At 68.8% G+C, this 19,776-nt stretch carries 16 protein-coding genes; 11 read left to right on the forward strand and 5 right to left on the reverse strand.

All coding sequences use genetic code 11. The features are described 5' to 3' along the window. From EEB19_RS20575 to sigJ, 3 genes are all read left to right on the forward strand, one after another. On the forward strand, positions 1–1,494 hold a 1,494-nt coding region (locus tag EEB19_RS20575), incomplete at its 5' end, for a class I tRNA ligase family protein (RefSeq protein WP_187589225.1). A gap of 90 nt (positions 1,495–1,584) precedes the next feature. Continuing rightward, on the forward strand, positions 1,585–2,826 hold the full coding sequence (locus EEB19_RS20580) for an NAD(P)/FAD-dependent oxidoreductase (protein WP_187589226.1): 1,242 nt from the start codon (positions 1,585–1,587) through the stop codon (positions 2,824–2,826). Next, positions 2,823–3,725, forward strand: a complete 903-nt coding sequence (sigJ, locus tag EEB19_RS20585; RefSeq protein WP_187589227.1) for an RNA polymerase sigma factor SigJ — start codon at positions 2,823–2,825, stop codon at positions 3,723–3,725. The genes EEB19_RS20580 and sigJ overlap by 4 nt, the downstream gene beginning before the upstream one ends. A gap of 27 nt (positions 3,726–3,752) precedes the next feature. On the opposite strand, the gene EEB19_RS20590 is transcribed toward sigJ, so the two are convergent. Further along, positions 3,753–4,439 (reverse strand): TetR/AcrR family transcriptional regulator, encoded by a 687-nt coding sequence (locus EEB19_RS20590; RefSeq protein WP_187589228.1) that lies wholly within the window; start codon positions 4,437–4,439, stop codon positions 3,753–3,755. 135 nt (positions 4,440–4,574) lie between these two features. Between EEB19_RS20590 and EEB19_RS20595 the strand changes: the two genes are divergently transcribed. Together EEB19_RS20595 and EEB19_RS20600 are read left to right on the forward strand one after the other, a co-directional pair. Further along, the gene (locus tag EEB19_RS20595) at positions 4,575–5,021 is read left to right on the forward strand and encodes a nitroreductase/quinone reductase family protein (RefSeq protein WP_187589229.1); all 447 of its coding nucleotides are present in this window, start codon (positions 4,575–4,577) and stop codon (positions 5,019–5,021) included. 109 nt (positions 5,022–5,130) lie between these two features. Then, a complete protein-coding gene (locus EEB19_RS20600) occupies positions 5,131–6,705 on the forward strand; it encodes a DNA polymerase IV (RefSeq protein ID WP_262365819.1) in 1,575 nt (524 codons plus the stop codon). A gap of 35 nt (positions 6,706–6,740) precedes the next feature. On the opposite strand, the gene EEB19_RS20605 is transcribed toward EEB19_RS20600, so the two are convergent. Next, positions 6,741–7,676, reverse strand: a complete 936-nt coding sequence (locus tag EEB19_RS20605) for an asparaginase (protein ID WP_187589230.1) — start codon at positions 7,674–7,676, stop codon at positions 6,741–6,743. Positions 7,677–7,904: 228 nt separating this feature from the next. On the opposite strand from EEB19_RS20605, the gene EEB19_RS20610 reads away from it, so the two are divergent. Then, a complete protein-coding gene (locus tag EEB19_RS20610) occupies positions 7,905–8,459 on the forward strand; it encodes a hypothetical protein (protein WP_187589231.1) in 555 nt (184 codons plus the stop codon). Between the two features lie 143 nt (positions 8,460–8,602). Here EEB19_RS20610 and EEB19_RS20615 read toward each other — a convergent pair whose 3' ends face one another. Beyond that, complete coding sequence (locus EEB19_RS20615; RefSeq protein WP_316245480.1) at positions 8,603–9,529, reverse strand: hypothetical protein; 927 nt, start codon at positions 9,527–9,529, stop codon at positions 8,603–8,605. Positions 9,530–9,583: 54 nt separating this feature from the next. Here EEB19_RS20615 and lspA point away from each other — a divergent pair, with 54 nt between their 5' ends. The 4 genes from lspA (at position 9,584) to EEB19_RS20635 (ending at position 15,244) form a co-directional block, all read left to right on the forward strand. Then, on the forward strand, positions 9,584–10,252 hold the full coding sequence (gene lspA / locus EEB19_RS20620) for a signal peptidase II (RefSeq protein WP_187589232.1): 669 nt from the start codon (positions 9,584–9,586) through the stop codon (positions 10,250–10,252). Then, positions 10,245–11,171 (forward strand): RluA family pseudouridine synthase, encoded by a 927-nt coding sequence (locus EEB19_RS20625; RefSeq protein WP_187589233.1) that lies wholly within the window; start codon positions 10,245–10,247, stop codon positions 11,169–11,171. The genes lspA and EEB19_RS20625 overlap by 8 nt, the downstream gene beginning before the upstream one ends. 133 nt (positions 11,172–11,304) lie before the next feature. Then, the gene (gene dnaE / locus EEB19_RS20630; RefSeq protein ID WP_187589234.1) at positions 11,305–14,850 is read left to right on the forward strand and encodes a DNA polymerase III subunit alpha; all 3,546 of its coding nucleotides are present in this window, start codon (positions 11,305–11,307) and stop codon (positions 14,848–14,850) included. Positions 14,851–14,986: 136 nt separating this feature from the next. After that, positions 14,987–15,244 (forward strand): hypothetical protein, encoded by a 258-nt coding sequence (locus EEB19_RS20635; protein ID WP_187589235.1) that lies wholly within the window; start codon positions 14,987–14,989, stop codon positions 15,242–15,244. Between the two features lie 106 nt (positions 15,245–15,350). On the opposite strand, the gene EEB19_RS20640 is transcribed toward EEB19_RS20635, so the two are convergent. Beyond that, positions 15,351–16,280 (reverse strand): SMP-30/gluconolactonase/LRE family protein, encoded by a 930-nt coding sequence (locus EEB19_RS20640; RefSeq protein ID WP_187589285.1) that lies wholly within the window; start codon positions 16,278–16,280, stop codon positions 15,351–15,353. 270 nt (positions 16,281–16,550) lie between these two features. Here EEB19_RS20640 and ilvA point away from each other — a divergent pair, with 270 nt between their 5' ends. Then, the gene (gene ilvA, locus EEB19_RS20645) at positions 16,551–17,933 is read left to right on the forward strand and encodes a threonine ammonia-lyase IlvA (protein WP_187589236.1); all 1,383 of its coding nucleotides are present in this window, start codon (positions 16,551–16,553) and stop codon (positions 17,931–17,933) included. A 14-nt stretch (positions 17,934–17,947) separates the two neighbouring features. On the opposite strand, the gene treZ is transcribed toward ilvA, so the two are convergent. Then, a complete protein-coding gene (gene treZ, locus EEB19_RS20650) occupies positions 17,948–19,756 on the reverse strand; it encodes a malto-oligosyltrehalose trehalohydrolase (RefSeq protein ID WP_262365825.1) in 1,809 nt (602 codons plus the stop codon). Positions 19,757–19,776: the final 20 nt, after the last annotated feature.

A 19,776-nucleotide genomic window follows, 5' to 3' on the forward strand; every position in this document is an offset into this window, starting at 1 on the left:
GCGACGGGGGGTGCCGGGGCGAGCGGGGTGCCGGCGCACAATCCCGGTGATTTCATCGTCGAGTACAACGGGCAGACGCGCGGATGGTTCTACAACCTGCATGTCCTGGCGACCGCGCTGTTCGATCGACCGGCGTTCAAATCGGTTGCCGCGCACGGCATCGTTCTCGGCGACGACGGCCAGAAGATGTCCAAGTCGAAGCGGAACTACCCGGACGTCAACGAGGTGTTCGACCGCGACGGCTCGGACGCGATGCGCTGGTTCCTGATGGCCAGCCCGATCCTGCGCGGCGGGAATCTGGTCGTGACCGAGCGTGGCATCCGGGAGGGGGTTCGTCAGGCTCTGCTCCCTCTGTGGAATGCGTACAGCTTCCTGCAGCTCTACGCCGAGCGACCGGCCGTCTGGCGTACCGACAGCGAGCACGTGCTCGACCGGTACATCCTGGCCAAGCTCGCCGCGACGCGCGAGGTGATGACCGGCGCGCTCGACACCTACGACGTCTCCGGGGCCGCTGACGCCTTCCGCGAGTTCGTCGAGTCGTTGACCAACTGGTATGTCCGTCGTTCGCGTGCGCGCTTCTGGGCCGGGCAGGACGAGGACGCCGATGCCTTCGACACGTTGTACACCGTGCTCGAGGTGGCGGCCCGACTCGCGGCGCCGCTGTTGCCGTTGGCCACCGAGGCGATCTGGCGTGGCCTGACCGGCGAGCGCTCGGTGCATCTGACCGATTGGCCGGCCGCCGAGGATCTGCCCGCCGATGCGGATCTCGTGGCCGCGATGGACGAGGTGCAGGAGGTCTGCTCGGTGGCCTCGAGTGTGCGCAAGGCCAACAAGCTGCGGGTGCGGCTGCCGTTGTCGGGTCTGACCGTCGCGTCGCCCACAGCGGAACAGCTCGGTCCGTACACGGACCTCATCAAGGACGAGATGAACGTGAAGTCGGTGACACTGGCCACCGACGCCGACGTCTACGGCCGCCATGAGATCGCGGTGAACGCCCGCGCCGCCGGTCCGCGTCTCGGCAAGGACGTCCAGCGTGCGATCAAGGCGGTCAAGTCCGGCGACTGGTCGGTGGGCACCGGCGACGATGGCGCGGAGGTGATCGTCGCCGACGGTATCGAGCTGCACGACGGGGAGTACACCCGCCGGCTCGTGGCGGTCGAGCCCGACTCGACGGCCGAGCTGCCCGGAGGCCGCGGACTCGTGGTGCTCGACACCACCGTCACCCCCGAGCTGGAGGCGGAAGGCTGGGCCAAGGACCGCGTCCGTGAACTGCAGGACGCCCGACGGACCCTGGGACTCGACGTCTCCGACCGCATCACGGTGCGACTCGTCGTGCCTGCCGAGCGCCTCGACTGGGCGCGGACGCACGCCGACCTGATCGCGGGCGAGGTGCTCGCGGTCACGTTCGACGTCACGTCGGAGTCTCCCGCGGGTGCGATCGAGCTCGGTGACGGCGTGAGCGCGGATGTGGCGAAGGCGGCGCCGCAGGCATAGGCGGTGTCGACTCTGTGATCTGGATCACTCCGTGTCACAGATCGGCGGCGCGTGGTGTCCCGTGATTGTCCACCTTCGAGAGGAGCAATCATGACCACCACATCCCGCCCACGGATCGTCGTCCTCGGTGGCGGTTACGCGGGCACGATGGCTGCCAACCGCCTGTGCTCGGCCGACGTCGACGTCACGCTCGTCAATGCGCGTCCACATTTCGTGCACCGAATCCGTCTCCACCAGTGGATCAACGGAACCGGCACCGCCGCAGAGGAATTCGATACCGTGCTCGGATCCCGGGTGCGACTCGTCGTCGACACGGCCGCCCGGATCGACGTCGCCGCGGGCACGGTCGAACTCGCCTCCGGCGACACGCTCGACTACGACCACCTGATCTACGCGGTCGGGTCGACGGGGACGTCGGTGGACGCCATCCGTGGTGCCTCCGACCACGCCTTCGTGCTGGGTGAGTGGGAGGAGGCGCAACGGCTCCGAGCGCATCTGGCGGACTCCGATCGCGCGGAGGCGGGCTGCGACGCCTCGGAGGTGGTGACGACCGTCGTCGGCGGCGGCCTCACCGGGATCGAGATGGCCGCGGAGCTGGCCGAGGCGGGTCGCACGGTTCGGCTCGTCTCCTCGGGCGTGCTGGCGCCGTCCTTCGGTCCCCGTGCCCGACGATCCGCTCGGCGACGCCTGCAGCAGCTGGGAGTCGAGATCCTGGAAGAACGCCGCGTCACCGCAGTCGAGGCGAATACCGTCACCGTCGTGGACACCCGTGTGGAGCCCGGGATAGGGGCTGCGGGGCAGGCGGCCGAGGCGACCCTGCCGAGCGCGACGACCGTGATCGCTGCCGGATTCGGTGTGCCCGGTGTCGCCGCCGCGAGCGGACTCACGACCGACGGACTCGGCCGGATCGTCACCGACGACACGCTCACCAGTGTCGATGATCCACGCATCGTCGGCGCAGGCGACGCCGTCGCCCCGTCCGGTATGACGATCCGGATGAGTTGTCAGGCAGCCAATCAGACCGGACCACACGCCGCCGACGTCGTTCTCGCCCGTCTTGTGGGCAGGCAGCCGGGGACCCTCGGGGTCGTGTTCGTCGGACAGTGCACCTCGCTGGGCCGTCACGGCGCGGTGATCCAGGCGACGCGACGCGACGACACGCCTGTCGGCGTGATCATCCCCGGACGGGCGGCTGCCGGGATCAAGGAGCTGGTCTGCCGCAGCGTCCTGTGGGGTCTGCGGTGGGAGGCCCGTCGTCCCGGCTCGTTCCCGACATTCTCGGGTCGGCCTGGTCCGGTGGTCGACCGCTCCGCCGACCAGGTGCGGGCGTGACCTCGGCGGGTGAGGAGCACGCTCGACGTTTCGTCGAGCTGCGGCCGCTGCTGTTCACCGTCGCGTATGAGATCCTCGGCTCGGCCACCGACGCCGACGACGTGCTGCAGGAGAGCTATCTCCGCTGGGCCGCCGTCGATCTCGACACCGTCGACGACACGAAACCGTACCTCGCGACGCTCGTGACACGACAGGCGCTCAACGCGTTGCGCGCGTTGTCGCGGCGCCGGGAACAGTATGTGGGTCCGTGGCTGCCGGAGCCCATCCTGCTCGACGAGCACGACGCCGCGGCCGACGTCGTGCTCGCCGAGTCGGTGTCGACCGCGATGCTCGTCGTGCTCGAGACCCTGACCCCCGACGAGCGGGTGGTGTTCGTCCTGCGTGAGGTGTTCGGCTTCTCCCATGACGAGATCGCGGGCATCGTCGGCAAGTCCGGTTCCGCGGTACGCCAGATGGCCCATCGGGCACGCGAGCACGTCCACGCGCGCCGTCGCCGTTTCGAGCCGGTCGATGCCGCCCGCACCGCCCAGATCACCGACGCGTTCATGGCGGCCGCGGCGTCGGGGGACGTCGAGGGCCTGATGACCATGATGTCGCCGGAGATCGTGTTCACCGCGGACAGCGACGGCAAGGCGAGCGCGGTCCGCAGGCCCATTCGCGGTGCTCTCGCGGTGGCCCGCCTGATGGCCGGGTTCGCGCGGGTCGGACCGACACTCAACGATTTCCGGGTCGAGCCGGCGATCTTCAACAGTCTGCCCGGCATGCGGATCTTCTTCGACGGTGAACTGCAGGGCGTGTTCGTCCTCGACGTCGTCGACGGACTCGTCGCCGACATCTACGCCACCCGCAATCCGGAGAAACTGCTCGGCGTCGCTGAGCCGCGCCGGATCTCGCGTTGACGCAGGTCTGACCCGAGGTCCGCCGGTTCACCTTGCCATCGGCTCCAGTGCGCGCTCGACCTGCGCGGCGAACAGCGCCTCCGGATGGCCGAAGGTGTCCGATCCGTACTGGCCGAAGACCTCCAGACTGATGGCCCCGATGGTCACCGCCCACAGTGTGGTGGCCACGAGGAGCGCGGAATCGGGCAGCGCGCTGTCGAATTCGGCTCGGATCGCGTCGAAGTCGCGTACCACGGAGTCCGGCACGGCGTCGTCGGCGGGCAGGTGTCCCGCCTCGTGGGCGCGGCCGACCTCGGCGATCAGCATCGCGACGACCCGCGTGCCCGGACCGACGGTCTGCTCGGCCGGCGCCGCGTACCCGGGAACCGGGCTGCCGTAGAGCAGCGCCCAGCGCGCGGGGTCCTCGACGGCCCAGCGGCGCAACGACCGGGTCGCGGCGACCAGACGTTCGCGCGGTCGGTCCTCAGCCACGTCGGCGATCGCGTCGTGGACGGCGTCGGCGAGGTCCGAATACGCCTCGACGAGCAGCATGGTCAGCAGGTCGTCACGGCTGGGCACGTAGCGGTAGACCGCCGACGACACCACACCCATCTCCCGCGCGATGGCGCGCAGCGACAGACCGGCAGCGCCGTGGGTGCGCAGGTGGGCGCGGGCCAGGCGGCGGATCTCGGACTCCATGGCGGCCCGGTTGGCGGCTCGTGTCCCGGTGGTCATGGGAACAGTCTCGCACAATTCGAGAGCACTGCTCTTGATTTACGGCGCAACCTGGTGCAGACTCAAATCCGAGAGCAGTGCTCTCGAAACCGGGTTCCACCTCGTGAGCTGCGAGGACGACGAGAGGAAGAGACCATGACCACGACGCACTACCGCCCGCCCCAGGGGATGGACAACGGCTTCAACCGAACGGTGCGCTGGCTCGCCGAACGCGGCATCAATCTGGCCGGTGCGCAGACACTGACGGTCACCGGTCGCACGAGCGGGAAACCGCAGACCGTCCCGGTGAACCCGATGCCGTTCGAGGGGCGCGAGTACCTGGTGGCGCCGCGCGGCGTGACGCAGTGGGTGCGCAACGTCCGCGTCGACCCGACCGCCGAACTGCGCCGCGGGCGCCGTCGGCGGACCGTCCGCCTCGTCGAGGTCGAGCCGGCGCTGCGGGGCCCGATGATCCGCGCCTACCTCGACAAGTGGGGGTGGGAGGTCGGTCGGTTCCTGCCTGAGGGGATGACCACCGACCCCGACGACGCGACCCTCGCGGCCCACCTCGATGACCTGCCGGTGTTCGAGATCCGCTCCTGAACGCCGGTCCCGGCGAGGTCTCCCCGAGAAGGCGCGTGAGGGGGTCGTCGGGTCCTCGTCCCGAGGTCCGAGCCGTTGACGCCGACGCCGCGGAACTACGATTCGTCACGTGGTCTCCGACAGCCCGTTCCCGAGTCCCGGTCCGTCCGGGGCCGCTGCCGACGGTGGCCGATTGGAGGGTGGCCGACTGGATGGTGGCGACCTCGACGGTGGCGGACCGGATGCCGGCAGACGGGACGACGGAGCGCGGCGCAGCGCCCGCTGGGTGATGCATCTCGACATGGATGCCTTCTTCGCGTCGGTGGAGCAGTTGACGCGCCCGACGCTGCGGGGTCGCCCCGTGCTGGTGGGCGGAACCGGCGGCCGTGGGGTCGTGGCGGGTGCCAGTTATGCGGCTCGGGCATTCGGCGCGCGGTCGGCGATGCCGATGCATCAGGCGCGACGTCTCGTCGGTGCCGGCGCCGTGGTGCTGCCGCCGCGCGGGACGGTCTATCGGGTCGTGAGCGCGCGCATCTTCGGCCTTGTGCGCGACGCCATCCCGGTGATCGAGATGCTCTCGTTCGACGAGGCGTTCGGCGAGCCCGAGGAACTCGCGGGCGCGTCGGTGGACGAGGTGACCGAGTTCGCCGAACGACTGCGTCGTCGGATCCGCGAGACCGTGGGGATCTCGGCGTCGGTCGGGTTCGGCAGTGGCAAACAGATCGCCAAGATCGCGTCGGGACTGGCGAAACCCGATGGGGTGATGGCGATCTCGCCCGCAGTCGAGCTCGAGTTCCTGCACGAGTTGCCCGTTCGGAAGTTGTGGGGGATAGGCCCGGTCTCGGGTGATCGGTTGCACCGGTTGGGTATCGAGAGTATCGGCGACTTCGCCGCGATGTCGGACCTGGAGGTCGTCTCCGTCTTGGGTGCAACGCTCGGTCCGTCTCTGCACCGGCTTGCGCAGGGAATCGATGACCGCCCGGTCGCCGAACGGGCGTCGGCGAAACAGATCAGCGCCGAGTCCACCTTTCCCCGCGATCTCGTCGAACTGTCCGAGCTGCGGCCGGCGATCGAGTCGGCCGCCGAGGGTGCGCACCGACGACTCCTGTCCGACGGGAGAGGGGCGCGCACCGTCGTGCTCAAGCTCAAGCGTTCGGACATGTCCGTGCTGACCCGATCGATGACACTGCCCGCCGCGACCACCGAACTCGGCGTACTCATCTCCGCCGCGCAACGTCTCGCCCTCGATCCGCGCAGTATCGGGCCGATCCGGCTGGTCGGCGTCGGGTACTCGGGTTTGACCGCAGTGCAACAGTTCTCGCTCTTCGGCGATCTGGACGACGAGCACGGCACGGACGTTCGTCCGGTGATCGTCGCCGAGGACGGCGTCGAGACCGATGTCGAGGCCGGTTTCGTGGCGGCCGGCCCGTCCACCGACTCCGCGCCGGTGCTCGGCAGCTCCGCTGACACCGGGTCCGGCGAGGACGAGAACCGTTGGGAGACAGGCGCTGACCTCACACACCCCGATCACGGTCACGGGTGGGTCCAGGGCAGCGGCCACGGCGTGGTGACGGTTCGCTTCGAGACCCGCGCCACCGGCCCGGGGCGGGCGGTGACCTTCCGCGCCGACGACCCCGAACTGCGCCGGGCCGATCCGCGGGACAGCCTCGCCTGGCCGGACCTGCCGTCCACGGACCCGGACTGACTCGTCGCGGTGCCGTACCAGCCTTCGGTGGCGGGTCAGGCGCGGGCGGTCTCGGCGAAGAACGCCCGGACCGCGTCGACGTCGCCCCCGGTGGACAGCAGCGCGAGGGTGGCGATCCGCGCCTGCGGGGCACGCAGCCACCGCGAGACGATGGCGCCGGCGCGTTCGAGGTCGACGGCCCCGCCTCCTCCGCCGTAGGTGGGGATCACGGCGCCGGAGGGGACCCGGGACGTGACCACCACGACCACCCCGGCGTGTACGGCAGCGCTCACCTCGGCGGTGATGTCGGGATGGGTGTTGCCCGAGCCGGTCGTCGACAGCACGATGCCCGCCGCCTGTTGGGACACCGCCGCGGCGATCAGTCCGGGGGAGACGCCCGGATAGAGTCCGAGTGCGTCGACTCGGATCCGCGCCGCCGTCGGGACGGCGTCGCCGACGTACTGGCGGGGCAATGCGTGATGGATGTTGTCGAAGGCGACCAGATCCGTCGTCGACGCCTTGAAAATTCCACGCGCGGAACGGGTCTGACCTCCGAACTCGATCACCACGCCGCGCCCCCGGATCGCCGGGTCGGCCACCGCGGCGAACGCCGCGGCGATGTTCGCCGGGCCGTCGCAATCGGTCGCATCCGCCGGACGCTGCGCACCCGTGAACACCACCGGCCGGTCGTCGCCATGGAAGAGGTCGGCGAGGTAGGCGGTCTCCTCGAGGGTGTCGGTGCCGTGGGTCACGACGACGCCGTCCACGGCGGGGTCCGACAGCGCGGCATGGATCGCGCGGACGATCGCGAACTGATCGCCCACCGTCATGGCGGAACTGTCCACCGACATGAGGTCGACCGTCGAGATCTCCGCGAGGGGCCCGTCGGGGAGCAGATCGCGAGCCGACAGAGCCGGGACCGCGCCGTCCGGGGTGCTCTGTGCGGCGACGGTCCCGCCGGTGGTGATCAGCACGATTCGAGTGGTCGCCATGGTGGTCAAGGTTAAGGCGCCGGCCGTCGGGGAACCTTCTCTCGGTGCCGACCGTTGCGGCTGCGACGTCGATGTCCCCGGAGAGCGGTTGTTGGGGGCGTCGCCGTGGATTTGGCATAGTGGTGTGAGTTTTGGCGGGCCCGAGGGGGACAATCCGGCCAGAAACTGCCAGGACCTGCGGGGGCGGAGATCCGCCGTGGGCCGGACGAACGACAGTAAGGGAGATCGGTGAAGTTTCCGAAGATCGTGACTGCCGCACTGATCGCGGCATCGGTCGCATCGGTTGCGGCCTGTGGCAGCGATGACAGCGACATCCCGGAGGTGCCGACGGTGTCGTCCGCGGCCTCCTCGGCCGATGCCGGCAGCGGTGGGGACAGCGGGGTGACCAACCCGAATCAGCGGCCGTCGGTCGCCACCCTGAACGAGATGCTCAACACGGCGCTGGACCCGAACGTGCCGAACTCGCAGAAGACCGAGCTGGTGGAGGGTTCCTCGGCGGATCCGAAGATCTTCGACGAGCTGGTCAAGGCCAAGCAGGACAACCCGGACGTCACCTACGAGATCTTCCCGCCGGTGATCCCGGCCGGGCCGAACAAGGCGACGGTCAAGGTGCAGGTGAAGCTGCCCGACAACCCGCCGACCAAGCTCGACGCGAGCATCGTCTACGTCGACGGACGGTGGAAGCTGTCGAAGAACACGGTGTGCCCGTTGATCACCGCGAACAACGTCACCACCCCGATGTGTACAGATGCCGGTGGAGCGTCGTCGAAGGCGCCCAACTGATCTGACGAGATCGACCTGATGTGACCGGGTCGACAGGGAACGGGCCGGGACAGCGATCGCTGTCCCGGCCCGTTGCTTTTCCCAGGGGCGCCTGCGTGCCGAGGCTCTGGCCGCCGACTGCAGGGCGTGTGGCCGTGGTCCGGTCAGCGCCAGCCGACCGACAGCGAGGTGCGCTGGATCAGGGGTTGCGCCGGATCGGCACCGAAGAGTTCGCGCGCGCCGTCGACGTCGATGCGGGCCGACACCGGGAGCCCGCGGGTGAGGTCGAGAGTGACCTGACCGGTGCCGGAGTTGCTGAACCGGCTGATGTTCAGCGTCTGATCGGAACCGGGGATCACGAAGACGGAGTTGACCGGCGTCTCGTCCACGGTCACGTCCATGGTCAGGCGATTGCCCTCCCAGGCGGTGAGTGTGGCGTCGATGTGCTGGGTCACCGTCGCGGCCGAGTTGATCGTGCGCTCGGCGCGCCACGTCGCGCCGACCGCGATCGGCTCCGTCGGGAGCGGGACCGACAGCTGCAACGACTGCACCAGGGCCTGCTCGACCGCGAGCCGTGCCTGTGATCCGGCCGACTCCGCGGGCAGCAGCCGGAGCGAGATGGGCATCGAGCCGGGCCCGATCGCGAGACCGGCCTGCGAGCCCGCGACGGGCCGTAGCTGCCCGTTGAGTTCCGCGTCGGGCGAGGTGACCGTGCCCAGCACCATCTCCACATCCGTCGAGTCGGTGCAGTGGAAACGCGCCTCGAGCGGCATCTCGACGGTCTGGGCCTGCTCGTCCCCGACGGCCGCCACCGACGACGTCGTCACGAGCGTCGCCGACTGTGGGCTGTTCCGGTCGGGCGCCGCGGCGGCCACCTTCCGTTCGCCGGACCCCGGGTTCGTCAGCGTCACCTTCGCCGGCGGGATCGCCAGCAGATCGACGCCCTCGCGGCCGGACGTCGTCTCCGTGGCGCAGCCGCCCTGCTGCGCCGTGCCGGACCCCGCGGCGTCGGGTTGCTCGTCCGCACCACACCCGGCGAGTCCGATCAGGAGGGCTGCGGCGACGGCGACACGGGTGCGGCGGGGATACACGGCAGCCAGGGTATTGCAGGGCTCGTGGATGATGGTGAGGTGGATGATGGAGTCATGAGCCAAGCGACACCCGGGCCGCACGAGGGTGCCGAGCCCGAGGGCGTCGAGTCGGCGAGCACGTCCGAGGGGCGCCGTCGGCGGACCGTGGTGGCGATCCTGCTCGGGATCGCGGCGACCGTGGTGGGCCTCGATCTGCTGACCAAGACCTTGGCGGTGGCGAATCTCGACCCGATGCGGCCGGTGCACATCATCGGTGACGTGGTGACCCTGCGGCTGGTCCGCAACAGCGGTGCGGCGTTCTCCATGGCCTCCGGCTACACCTGGATCCTGACGATCGTGGCGCTGTGCGTGGTCATCGGCATCGTGCGCTACAGCGGACGGTTGCGCTCACCGTGGTGGATCCTCGGCCTCGGTCTGGTACTCGGCGGTGCGATGGGCAACCTCGCCGACCGCATCTTCCGGTCGCCCGGACCGCTGCGCGGACACGTCGTCGACTTCGTGTCCGTCGGATGGTGGCCGGTGTTCAACGTCGCCGACTCCGCCGTCGTGTGTGGCGCGATCCTGTTGGTCGCGCTGTCGCTCTTCGGCTTCGAGTACGACGGATCCCGCACCGGATGGGCCGCACGACACGATCGCGGCGACCTCGATCCCGACGACCCCGATCCCGGCACGGCCCACGACACCGGGCGCACCGGCGGCCGGGTGGGGGACGCCGATGCGTGAGTCCCGCTCGATGCCGGTGCCGGACGGACTCGACGGGATGCGGCTCGACGCCGGCGTCGCGCGGATCCTGGGGTTGTCGCGGACGGTGGCGGCGACGCTCGCCGAGGACGGGGACGTCACGGTGGACGGCGTCGCCGTGGGCAAATCCCACAAGCTCTCGGCCGGAGCCTGGCTCGACGTCACCCTGCCGGAGCCGGCCGAGCCGCTGCGCGTCGAGCCGACACCCGTCGAGGGACTCGACATCATCTACCACGACTCCGACATCATCGTCGTCGACAAACCGATCGGCGTCGCCGCGCATCCGTCGCAGGGGTGGACCGGTCCGACCGTCGTCGGTGCACTCGCCGCGGCCGGCTACCGCATCTCCACCTCGGGCGCCCAGGAACGCCAGGGGATCGTGTCCCGGCTCGACGTCGGCACCTCGGGCGTCATGGTGATCGCGGTGTCCGAGAACGCGTACACGATGCTCAAACGTGCGTTCCGCGATCGGGAGGTCGACAAGGGATACCACGCGCTGGTGCAGGGACACCTCGACCCGCCGTCCGGCACGATCGACGCGCCGATCGGCCGTCACCGGGGCAGCGACTGGAAGTTCGCGGTCACCGCCAACGGCAAACCGAGTGTCACTCACTACGACACGCTCGAGATGTTCGCGTCGGCGTCGCTGATGGACGTCCACCTCGAGACCGGACGCACCCACCAGATCCGTGTGCATTTCTCCGCGCTGCATCACCCCTGCTGCGGTGACCTGACCTACGGCGCGGACCCGGTCCTGGCGCAGCGGCTCGGTCTCGAACGGCAGTGGCTGCATGCCCGGTCGCTCGCCTTCGCGCACCCCGCCGACGGTCGTCGCGTCGAGTTCACCAGTGCGTATCCCGCCGATCTCCAGGCGGCGCTGGATCTTCTCCGCGAGGGCTGAGCGACCTGCCCGACGACGCGTGTCGACACGTTTCCCGACACGCATCACCGACACGCCGACAACGCGCGAAAGCGTCGGTGCCGCGACATACAGTGATCACGACCCCGCGACCCGAAAGTGACCCCACTTGCCGATGTCCAGTTCGTTCGTCCACCTGCACAACCACACCGAGTACTCCATGCTCGACGGTGCCGCGAAGGTGTCGCCGCTGTTCGCCGAGGCCAAACGCCTCGGCATGACGGCGATCGGGATGACCGACCACGGCAACATGTTCGGTGCGAGCGAGTTCTACAACACCGCGGTCAAGAACGACATCACCCCGATCATCGGGATCGAGGCCTACATCGCGCCGGAATCGCGGTTCAACACCAAGCGCGTGACCTGGGGCACCCGCGATCAGAAGGACGACGACGTCTCCGGCAGCGGTGCGTACACGCACATGACGATGGTCGCGGAGAACGCCACCGGCCTGCGCAACCTGTTCAAGTTGTCGTCGCTGGCGTCCATCGAGGGACAACTCGGCAAGTGGTCGCGCATGGACGCCGACCTCATCGCGCAGTACGCCGAGGGGATCATCGCGACGACAGGATGTCCGTCCGGCGAGGTCCAGACGCGACTTCGGCTGGGACAGGAGCGTGAGGCGCTCGAGGCGGCGGCGAAGTGGCAGGAGATCTTCGGCAAGGAGAACTTCTATCTCGAGCTCATGGAGCACGGCCTCGAGATCGAGCGGCGCGTCCGCGACGGACTCCTCGAGGTCGGTCGCAAACTCGGCATCAAGCCGCTGGTCACCAACGACTGCCACTACGTCACCAAGGACCACGCGAAGAGTCACGAGGCCCTGCTGTGTGTGCAGACCGGCAAGACGCTCTCGGACCCGACACGCTTCAAGTTCGACGGCGACGGTTACTTCCTGAAGTCCGCCGATGAGATGCGCGCTCTCTGGGACGACGTCGTGCCCGGCGCCTGCGACAACACGCTCGAGATCGGGGAGCGCGTGCAGAGCTATGCCGACGTGTTCACCCACCGGGACCGCATGCCGATCTTCCCTGTGCCCGAAGGGGAGTCGCAGCAGACCTGGCTGCGCAAGGAGGTCGCCGAGGGACTCCGGGACCGTCGGTTCCCGGGCGCCGAGGTGCCCCAGGAGTACCAGGAGCGCGCCAACTACGAACTCGACGTCATCATCCAGATGGGGTTCCCGGCCTACTTCCTCGTGGTGGGTGACCTGATCCGCCACGCGCAGGAGGTCGGCATCCGGGTGGGTCCGGGGCGCGGATCGGCGGCCGGTTCTCTGGTCGCCTGGGCGCTCGGGATCACCAACATCGATCCGATCCCGCACGGTCTGCTGTTCGAGCGGTTCCTCAACCCCGAGCGCGTCTCGATGCCCGACATCGACATCGACTTCGACGATCGCCGCCGCGGTGAGATGGTGCGCTATGCCACCGAACGGTGGGGCTCGGACAAGGTGGCCCAGGTCATCACCTTCGGCACCATCAAGACCAAGGCCGCGATCAAGGACTCCGCGCGTGTCCAGTTCGGCCAGCCGGGCTTCGCCATCGCCGACCGCATCACCAAGGCGCTGCCGCCGCCCATCATGGCCAAGGACATCCCGGTCTGGGGCATCACCGACTCCGATCACGAGCGGTATGCCGAGGCCTCCGAGGTACGCACCCTCATCGAGACCGACCCGGACGTCAAGAAGATCTACGACACCGCCCTCGGACTCGAGGGTCTGATCCGTAACGCCGGCGTCCACGCCTGCGCGGTCATCATGTCCAGTGAGCCGCTGACCGACGCGATCCCGGTGTGGAAGCGCGCCCAGGACGGCGCCATCATCACCGGTTGGGATTACCCGTCGTGTGAGGCCATCGGTCTGCTGAAGATGGACTTCCTCGGTCTGCGCAACCTCACCGTCATCGGTGACGCGATCGAGAACATCCAGACCAACCGCGGCATCGATCTCGATCTGGACGCGGCGCCGCTCGACGACCCGAAGACCTACGAACTGCTCGCGCGTGGCGACACGCTCGGTGTGTTCCAGCTCGACGGCGGCGCGATGCGCGAACTCCTGAAGCGCATGCAGCCCACCGGTTTCGAGGACATCGTCGCCGTTCTTGCGCTGTACCGTCCGGGACCGATGGGCATGAACGCCCACAACGACTACGCCGACCGCAAGAACGGGCGCCAGCCGGTCAAGCCCATCCACCCCGAGCTCGAGGAACCACTCAAGGAGATCCTCGCCGACACCTACGGTCTGATCGTCTACCAAGAGCAGATCATGCAGATCGCACAGAAGGTCGCCGGATACTCGCTCGGACGAGCAGACATCCTGCGCCGCGCGATGGGCAAGAAGAAGGCCGAGGTCCTCGCCGCCGAGTTCGAGGGCTTCGAGGAGGGCATGAAGTCCAACGGCTTCTCGTCCGCGGCGATCAAGGCGCTCTGGGACACCATCCTCCCGTTCGCCGGGTACGCGTTCAACAAGTCGCACGCCGCGGGGTACGGCCTCGTCTCGTTCTGGACCGCCTATCTGAAGGCGAACTACAAGGCCGAGTACATGGCCGGTCTGCTCACGTCGGTCGGCGACGACAAGGACAAGGCGGCGATCTACCTCGCCGATTGCCGCAAGCTCGGCATCACCGTCCTGCCACCGGACGTCAACGAGTCGCAGCGCAACTTCGCCGCCGTCGGGGGCGACATCCGCTTCGGTCTCGCCGCGGTGCGCAACGTCGGCACCGGTGTCGTCTCGTCGATCCTCGCGGCCCGCGAGGAGAAGGGGAAGTTCACGAGCTTCTCCGACTATCTCGGCAAGATCGACGTGACGGCCTGCAACAAGAAGGTCACCGAATCGCTCATCAAGGCCGGTGCCTTCGATTCGCTGTCGCATCCACGCAAGGGTCTGTTCCTGATCCACGGTGACGCCGTCGAATCGGTGATCGGTACCAAAAAGGCCGAGGCGATCGGCCAGTTCGATCTGTTCGGTGACGCCGGCGGCGCCGACGACACCATGGCCGAGGTGTTCGCCGTCAAGGTGCCCGATGAGGAGTGGGACTCCAAGCACAAGCTGGCTCTCGAACGAGAGATGTTGGGGCTGTACGTGTCCGGACACCCGCTCGGCGGTGTCGAGCACGCGATCGCAGCACAGACCGACACGTCCATCACCGCACTGCTCGAGGGGTCGGTCCCCGACGGCGCGCAGATCACCATCGGCGGGATCATCTCGTCGGTGAACCGCCGGGTGAACAAGAAGGGCGAGCCGTACGCTGTCGTCACCCTCGAGGACATGGTCGGCGGTGTCGAGGTCTACTTCTTCCCGCGCTCGTTCTCCGTCTTCGGGCTCGACATCGTCGCGGACAACATCGTGCTCATCAAGGCGCGGGTCAACGTCCGCGATGACAGCACGATGATCAGCGCCAACGATCTCGCGGTGCCGGATCTGGCCGCCGTCGGCACGGCCAAACCCGTCGCCCTGACCTTGAGTGCCCGCGCGTGCACACCCGATCGGGTGCAGGCCCTCAAGCAGGTGCTGTCGCGGCATCCGGGAACCGCCGACGTCCACGTGACCTTGGTCAGTGAGCAGCGCTCGACACTCCTGCGGCTCACCGATGCGCTGCGCGTCACCCCGAGTTCAGCGTTGATGGGTGATCTGAAGGCACTGCTCGGCCCGAGCTGTATGGGCGGCTGACCTGCGAGAAGCCGAAGGTAGCCGCGTCGCCGAAGCCTGGGTTTCGGTCACCCGAACATTTTAGTTCCGTCTGCGTTACACTCGACGATGTGGAGATCGCCCAGCCCGCGATCACCGCCGACATCGAGGAGTGACGATGACCGCAGCGAATCCGACAGCCACGGTCGAGGTACGTTCCGGACACGGCCGTGCAGCCGACGCACCCGCTGTCGACATCGCCGGCGTGCGGTGGCCCGCCTACAAGGTGCATGCCGTGATCGCCGCACTGGTCGTGGCGCTGATCGCGCTGACGATCACCGGCTCCGCGGCCGCGGTCGCGTGGGCTTCCGGCCTGGCTCTCATCGCCGTGTGGTGGGCCGAGCGCGCCTGGTACGCGCTGCATCCCCGTTCCTGAGACCCACTGACGGCAGTCGCCGTCTCGCCGACGGCATCGAGATCGACGCAGACGGCGACCATCCATTGCCGGGCGACCACGCCCTCACGTCTGCGACGTGCAGCAGTCAGGACCCCGGATGCGCAGCCGTCGCCGCCGGGTCGAATCCGCCGGGGATCTCATAAATCCGGCCATCGAAGCCGGCACGGTAGAGGTGTCCGGCGGAGAAGCCCTGACCGCCGCGGCCGTAGGAGAGCACGCTCGACAGCGGGAGCCCGGATGCCAGTACGCAGTAGCGTCCCGGTGCGGTGATCCGAACGACCTGTCCCGCCGCATTGAACGGCACCACCGGTCGCTCGCGCGAATCCAGGGTCAGCCCGTCGGGAGTCGCGGTGATGTCACCGCCGAGGTTCAACAGACTCTGCACGACCCGCGGGTTCGCCGTCGAGACCCGGCTCACGCCGGGATTGACGAAGGTTCGCGACACGTACAACCAGCGATCGCCCCGACCGAGCACGGCCCCGTTCGCACTCGGCAGCGATCCCCAGTTCGCCTGAACCGTCCCGTTCGGCTGGACACGGCCGATCAGATTGCCGAAATCGTTGGTGGCATAGACGATTCCGTTGCCCGCGACATCCATGCCGTTGGCGGCGGACAGGCCGCGGACCCATGGGCGCAATGCCAGGTTTGCGGTGTTCAGTCGCGCGATCCCGGCGTGCCGCAGCGCATCTCCGGCGACCACCCGCGCATCGGCCCCGTAGCCGACGAGCAGTGCGCCGTCGCGCGCCCACGCGAGCGCGCCCGCGCCTCCGTCGGGTACCCGTGCGATCGGTACGGCCGGCGCTCCCGGCCGCGACAACCGGAACACGCGCCCGGAATTGAGATCCGTCGTGTACAGCCGACCACCCGCATCGACGGTGAGGCCCTCCAGTGCCGCACCCGGCACCGTGCCGACCAGGCGTGCCGGTTGGCCCGCGCCAGGGCAGACCGGTGCGGCATTTGCCTGCGGGGCGGTGACAGCGGTGGCCAGGCCCGCGGTGACCGCCGCCGCCGACATCGCTGCGACGACGCGGCGTCGTCGGCGACGGGGGATACCGGGCCGGGATGACGTCGGCGGGTTCGAGAAGGTACGTCCGAACATGGTGGGCCTCCCACATCGGTGTGCGTCGTCCCACCATTCGGTTCGCCGTTCCGGCGCGCTGTCGGCGGTGGACGACAGATCGTTGACCTCTTGCGGAGTCTAGGCCCGTCGACCACGTCACGTCGACCACCTACGCCCACCGCCCCGCGAACACCGCGCGCGCCGACGACACGTGCAGGTGAGAGCATGGAGGTCGTGAGTACCCAGCAGGCACCGGTTCATCAGCATCCCTCGTTGACCGGCGACGCCGTCGTCGCCGCCGTCCCGCGAATTGCCGACGCCATTGCCCGCACCCCGCTCGAGGACGCGCCGCGACTGTCCGCGGGCGCGGGCGCACGCGTCTTCCTCAAGCGCGAGGACCTGCAGACGGTTCGCTCCTACAAGATCCGCGGCGCCTACAACGTGATGGCCCAGCTGTCCGAGCAGGAACTCTCCCGCGGGGTCGTCGCTGCGAGCGCCGGCAACCACGCACAGGGTGTCGCCTATGCGTGCCGCACCATGCAGGTCTCCGGTCGGATCTACGTACCGACGACGACCCCGAAACAGAAGCGTGATCGAATCCGTTGGCATGGCGGCGATTTCGTCACGTTGATCGCCGTGGGGGAGACCTACGACGCCGCCGCGGCGGCCGCTCAGGCCGATGTCATGCGCACCGGGGCCGCATGGATCCACGCCTTCGACGACACCCGGACAGCGGCCGGTCAGGGCACGATCGCCCACGAGATCGTTGACCAGCTCGGCCGGCTCCCCGACGTGGTGGTCGCACCGGTCGGCGGTGGCGGTTGCCTCGCCGGGATGGCGACCTACCTCCGTTCCCTGAGCGATGACGTCGCGATCGTGGGCGTCGAGCCCACCGGTGCGGTCTCCCTGTCGGCGGCACTGGCCGCGGGCGGCCCGGTCACCCTCGAGACGATCGACCCGTTCGTCGACGGCGCCGCCGTCAAACGGATCGGCTCCATCGGTCATCGGGTGATGGCCGAGCTCGGCGCGACGATCGCGGCGCATCCCGTGCTCGCCGACGTCGCCCCGCGGCCCGCCGTGCCCGTCCTCGACGCGGCTGTCCGGCACACGCCGTCGCCGGGCACCGCACACATCATGCACGTCGACGAGGGTGCCATCTGCTCGACGATGCTCGCGCTGTACCAGAACGAAGGCATCATCGCCGAGCCCGCGGGCGCCCTCGCCGTCACTGCTCTCACCGACCTCGACCTACCGCCGGACGCCACGGTCGTGTGTCTGATCTCCGGCGGCAACAACGACGTCTCGCGTTACGGCGAGATCATCGAACGTTCGCTGGTGCACCAGGGACTCAAGCACTACTTCCTCGTCGACTTCCCACAGGAGCCGGGCGCGCTGCGCCGGTTCCTCGACGACGTGCTCGGGCCCGACGACGACATCACGCTGTTCGAATACGTCAAGCGCAACAACCGCGAGACCGGTGCCGCCCTCGTCGGCGTCGAGCTCGGGGAGCCCGAAGGTCTTGCGGGACTGATGGATCGGATGTCGCATTCGCGGCTGCACTGTGAACGGCTCGAACCGGGAACCCCCGCCTACGACTATCTGACGTGAGCGCACGACGTCGCTCACGGACGTGACAGCCGCCCGATGACGACGTTGTGGCCGGGGCTGCGGACACCGTCCTCCCCGAGAGTGGGCTCCGCCCAGGACAGCTCGGGACGCAGGTCGATCGGTACGACCGTCTCCTCCGCCGACAACACGCACACGACCGCCCAATCGCCGCGGAACATCGCGAACCATCCGGCGTCGTCGTCGAAGGCGGTGCTGATGGAGGCGAAGTCGCCGCGGTGCAGGTCGGGTTCGGCCCGGCGCAGTGCGATGAGCCGACGATAGAACGTCAGTATCCGGTGGTGTTCGGGCTGCTCGGGCTCGGTCCAGTCGAGTCGCGAGCGTTCGAATGTGGCCGGCGACTGCGGATCGGGGACGTCGGCGCTGTCCCAGCCGTGGTCGGCGAACTCGCTGCGCCGACCGTTGCGGACGGCGTCGGCCAGTTCTGGCTCCGGGTGGGAGGTGAAGAATGCGAACGGTGTGCCCGCCGCCCACTCCTCGCCCATGAACAGCATCGGCGTGAACGGGGACAGCAGGACGAGTGCCGCCTTGACGGCGAGTTGCCCGCCGTCGAGATAGGCCGACGGGCGATCGCCGATCGCGCGGTTGCCGACCTGATCGTGGTTGCATGTGTAGGCGAGCAGCGAGGCGGCGGAGACAACACCGGTGGGGATCGGGCGCCCGTGGCGACGGCGGCGGAACGACGAATAGGTGCCGTCGTGGAAAAAGCCTCCCCGCAACACCTTCGCCAGTGCCTCCAGGCTGCCGAAGTCGGCGTAGTAACCCTGCCGCTCTCCGGACACGGCGGTGTGGACGGCGTGATGGATGTCGTCGTCCCACTGTGCGGTGAGGCCGTAGCCGCCGAGGTCGCGCGGGAGGATCAACCGCGGGTCGTTGAGGTCGCTCTCCGCGATGAGCGACAGGGGTCGACCGAGCTCGACTGCGAGCGCATCGGTGGCGACCGCCAGTTCCTCCAGCAGATGCACCGCGCTGTGGTCGACGAGGGCATGCACCGCGTCCAGCCGCAGTCCGTCGACGTGGAACTCGGCGAACCAGCGCAGGGCGTTGTCGAGGATCAGCGCCCGGACCTCGTCGGAGTCAGGCTCGGACAGGTTGACCGACGATCCCCAGCTGGTCGTGCCCTCGGTCAGATACGGACCGAACCTGGGCAGATAATTGCCCGACGGCCCGAGATGGTTGTAGACGACGTCGAGCACGACGCCGAGTCCACGGCGATGGCAGGCGTCGACGAACCGGGCGAAACCGTCGGGGCCGCCGTACGGCTCGTGGACCGCGAACCACGCCACGCCGTCGTAGCCCCACCCATGGGCGCCGTTGAACGAGTTGATCGGCATGACCTCGACGACGTCGACCCCGAGGTCCACCAGGTGGTCGAGGCGGTCGATCGCCGCGTCGAACGTGCCGTCGGTGGTGAAGGTGCCGATGTGCAGTTCGTAGAGCACGGCCCCGCGGATGTCGAGCCCGGTCCAGCCGTCGTCGTGCCATACCGATTCGTCGGCGCGGTACAGGGCGGCGGAACCGTGGACACCGTCGGGGAGTCGGGGCGCCCGCGGATCCGGGACGGGATCGCCACCGTCGACCGCATAGCGGTACCTCGCGGGCGAGACGTCGAGCTCAGGGGCGTCGGTGGGGACCCACCAGCCGGCGGATGTCGTGTCACGCCGCATGCCGACCTGCCGGGGCTCGTCGGCGCCGGGCTCGTCGAGAACCAGCGTCACGGTCTCTGCGTCCGGCGCCCAGACCCGCAGCTCTGCAGGTGACGACGGCGGCTCCGGCAAGGGATGGGGACTCGCCGGGACCGGAATGAAGGGGTTTTCCCACCTCT

The sequence above is a fragment of the Gordonia sp. OPL2 genome (genome assembly GCF_003797825.1).
Lineage (GTDB): Bacteria > Actinomycetota > Actinomycetes > Mycobacteriales > Mycobacteriaceae > Gordonia.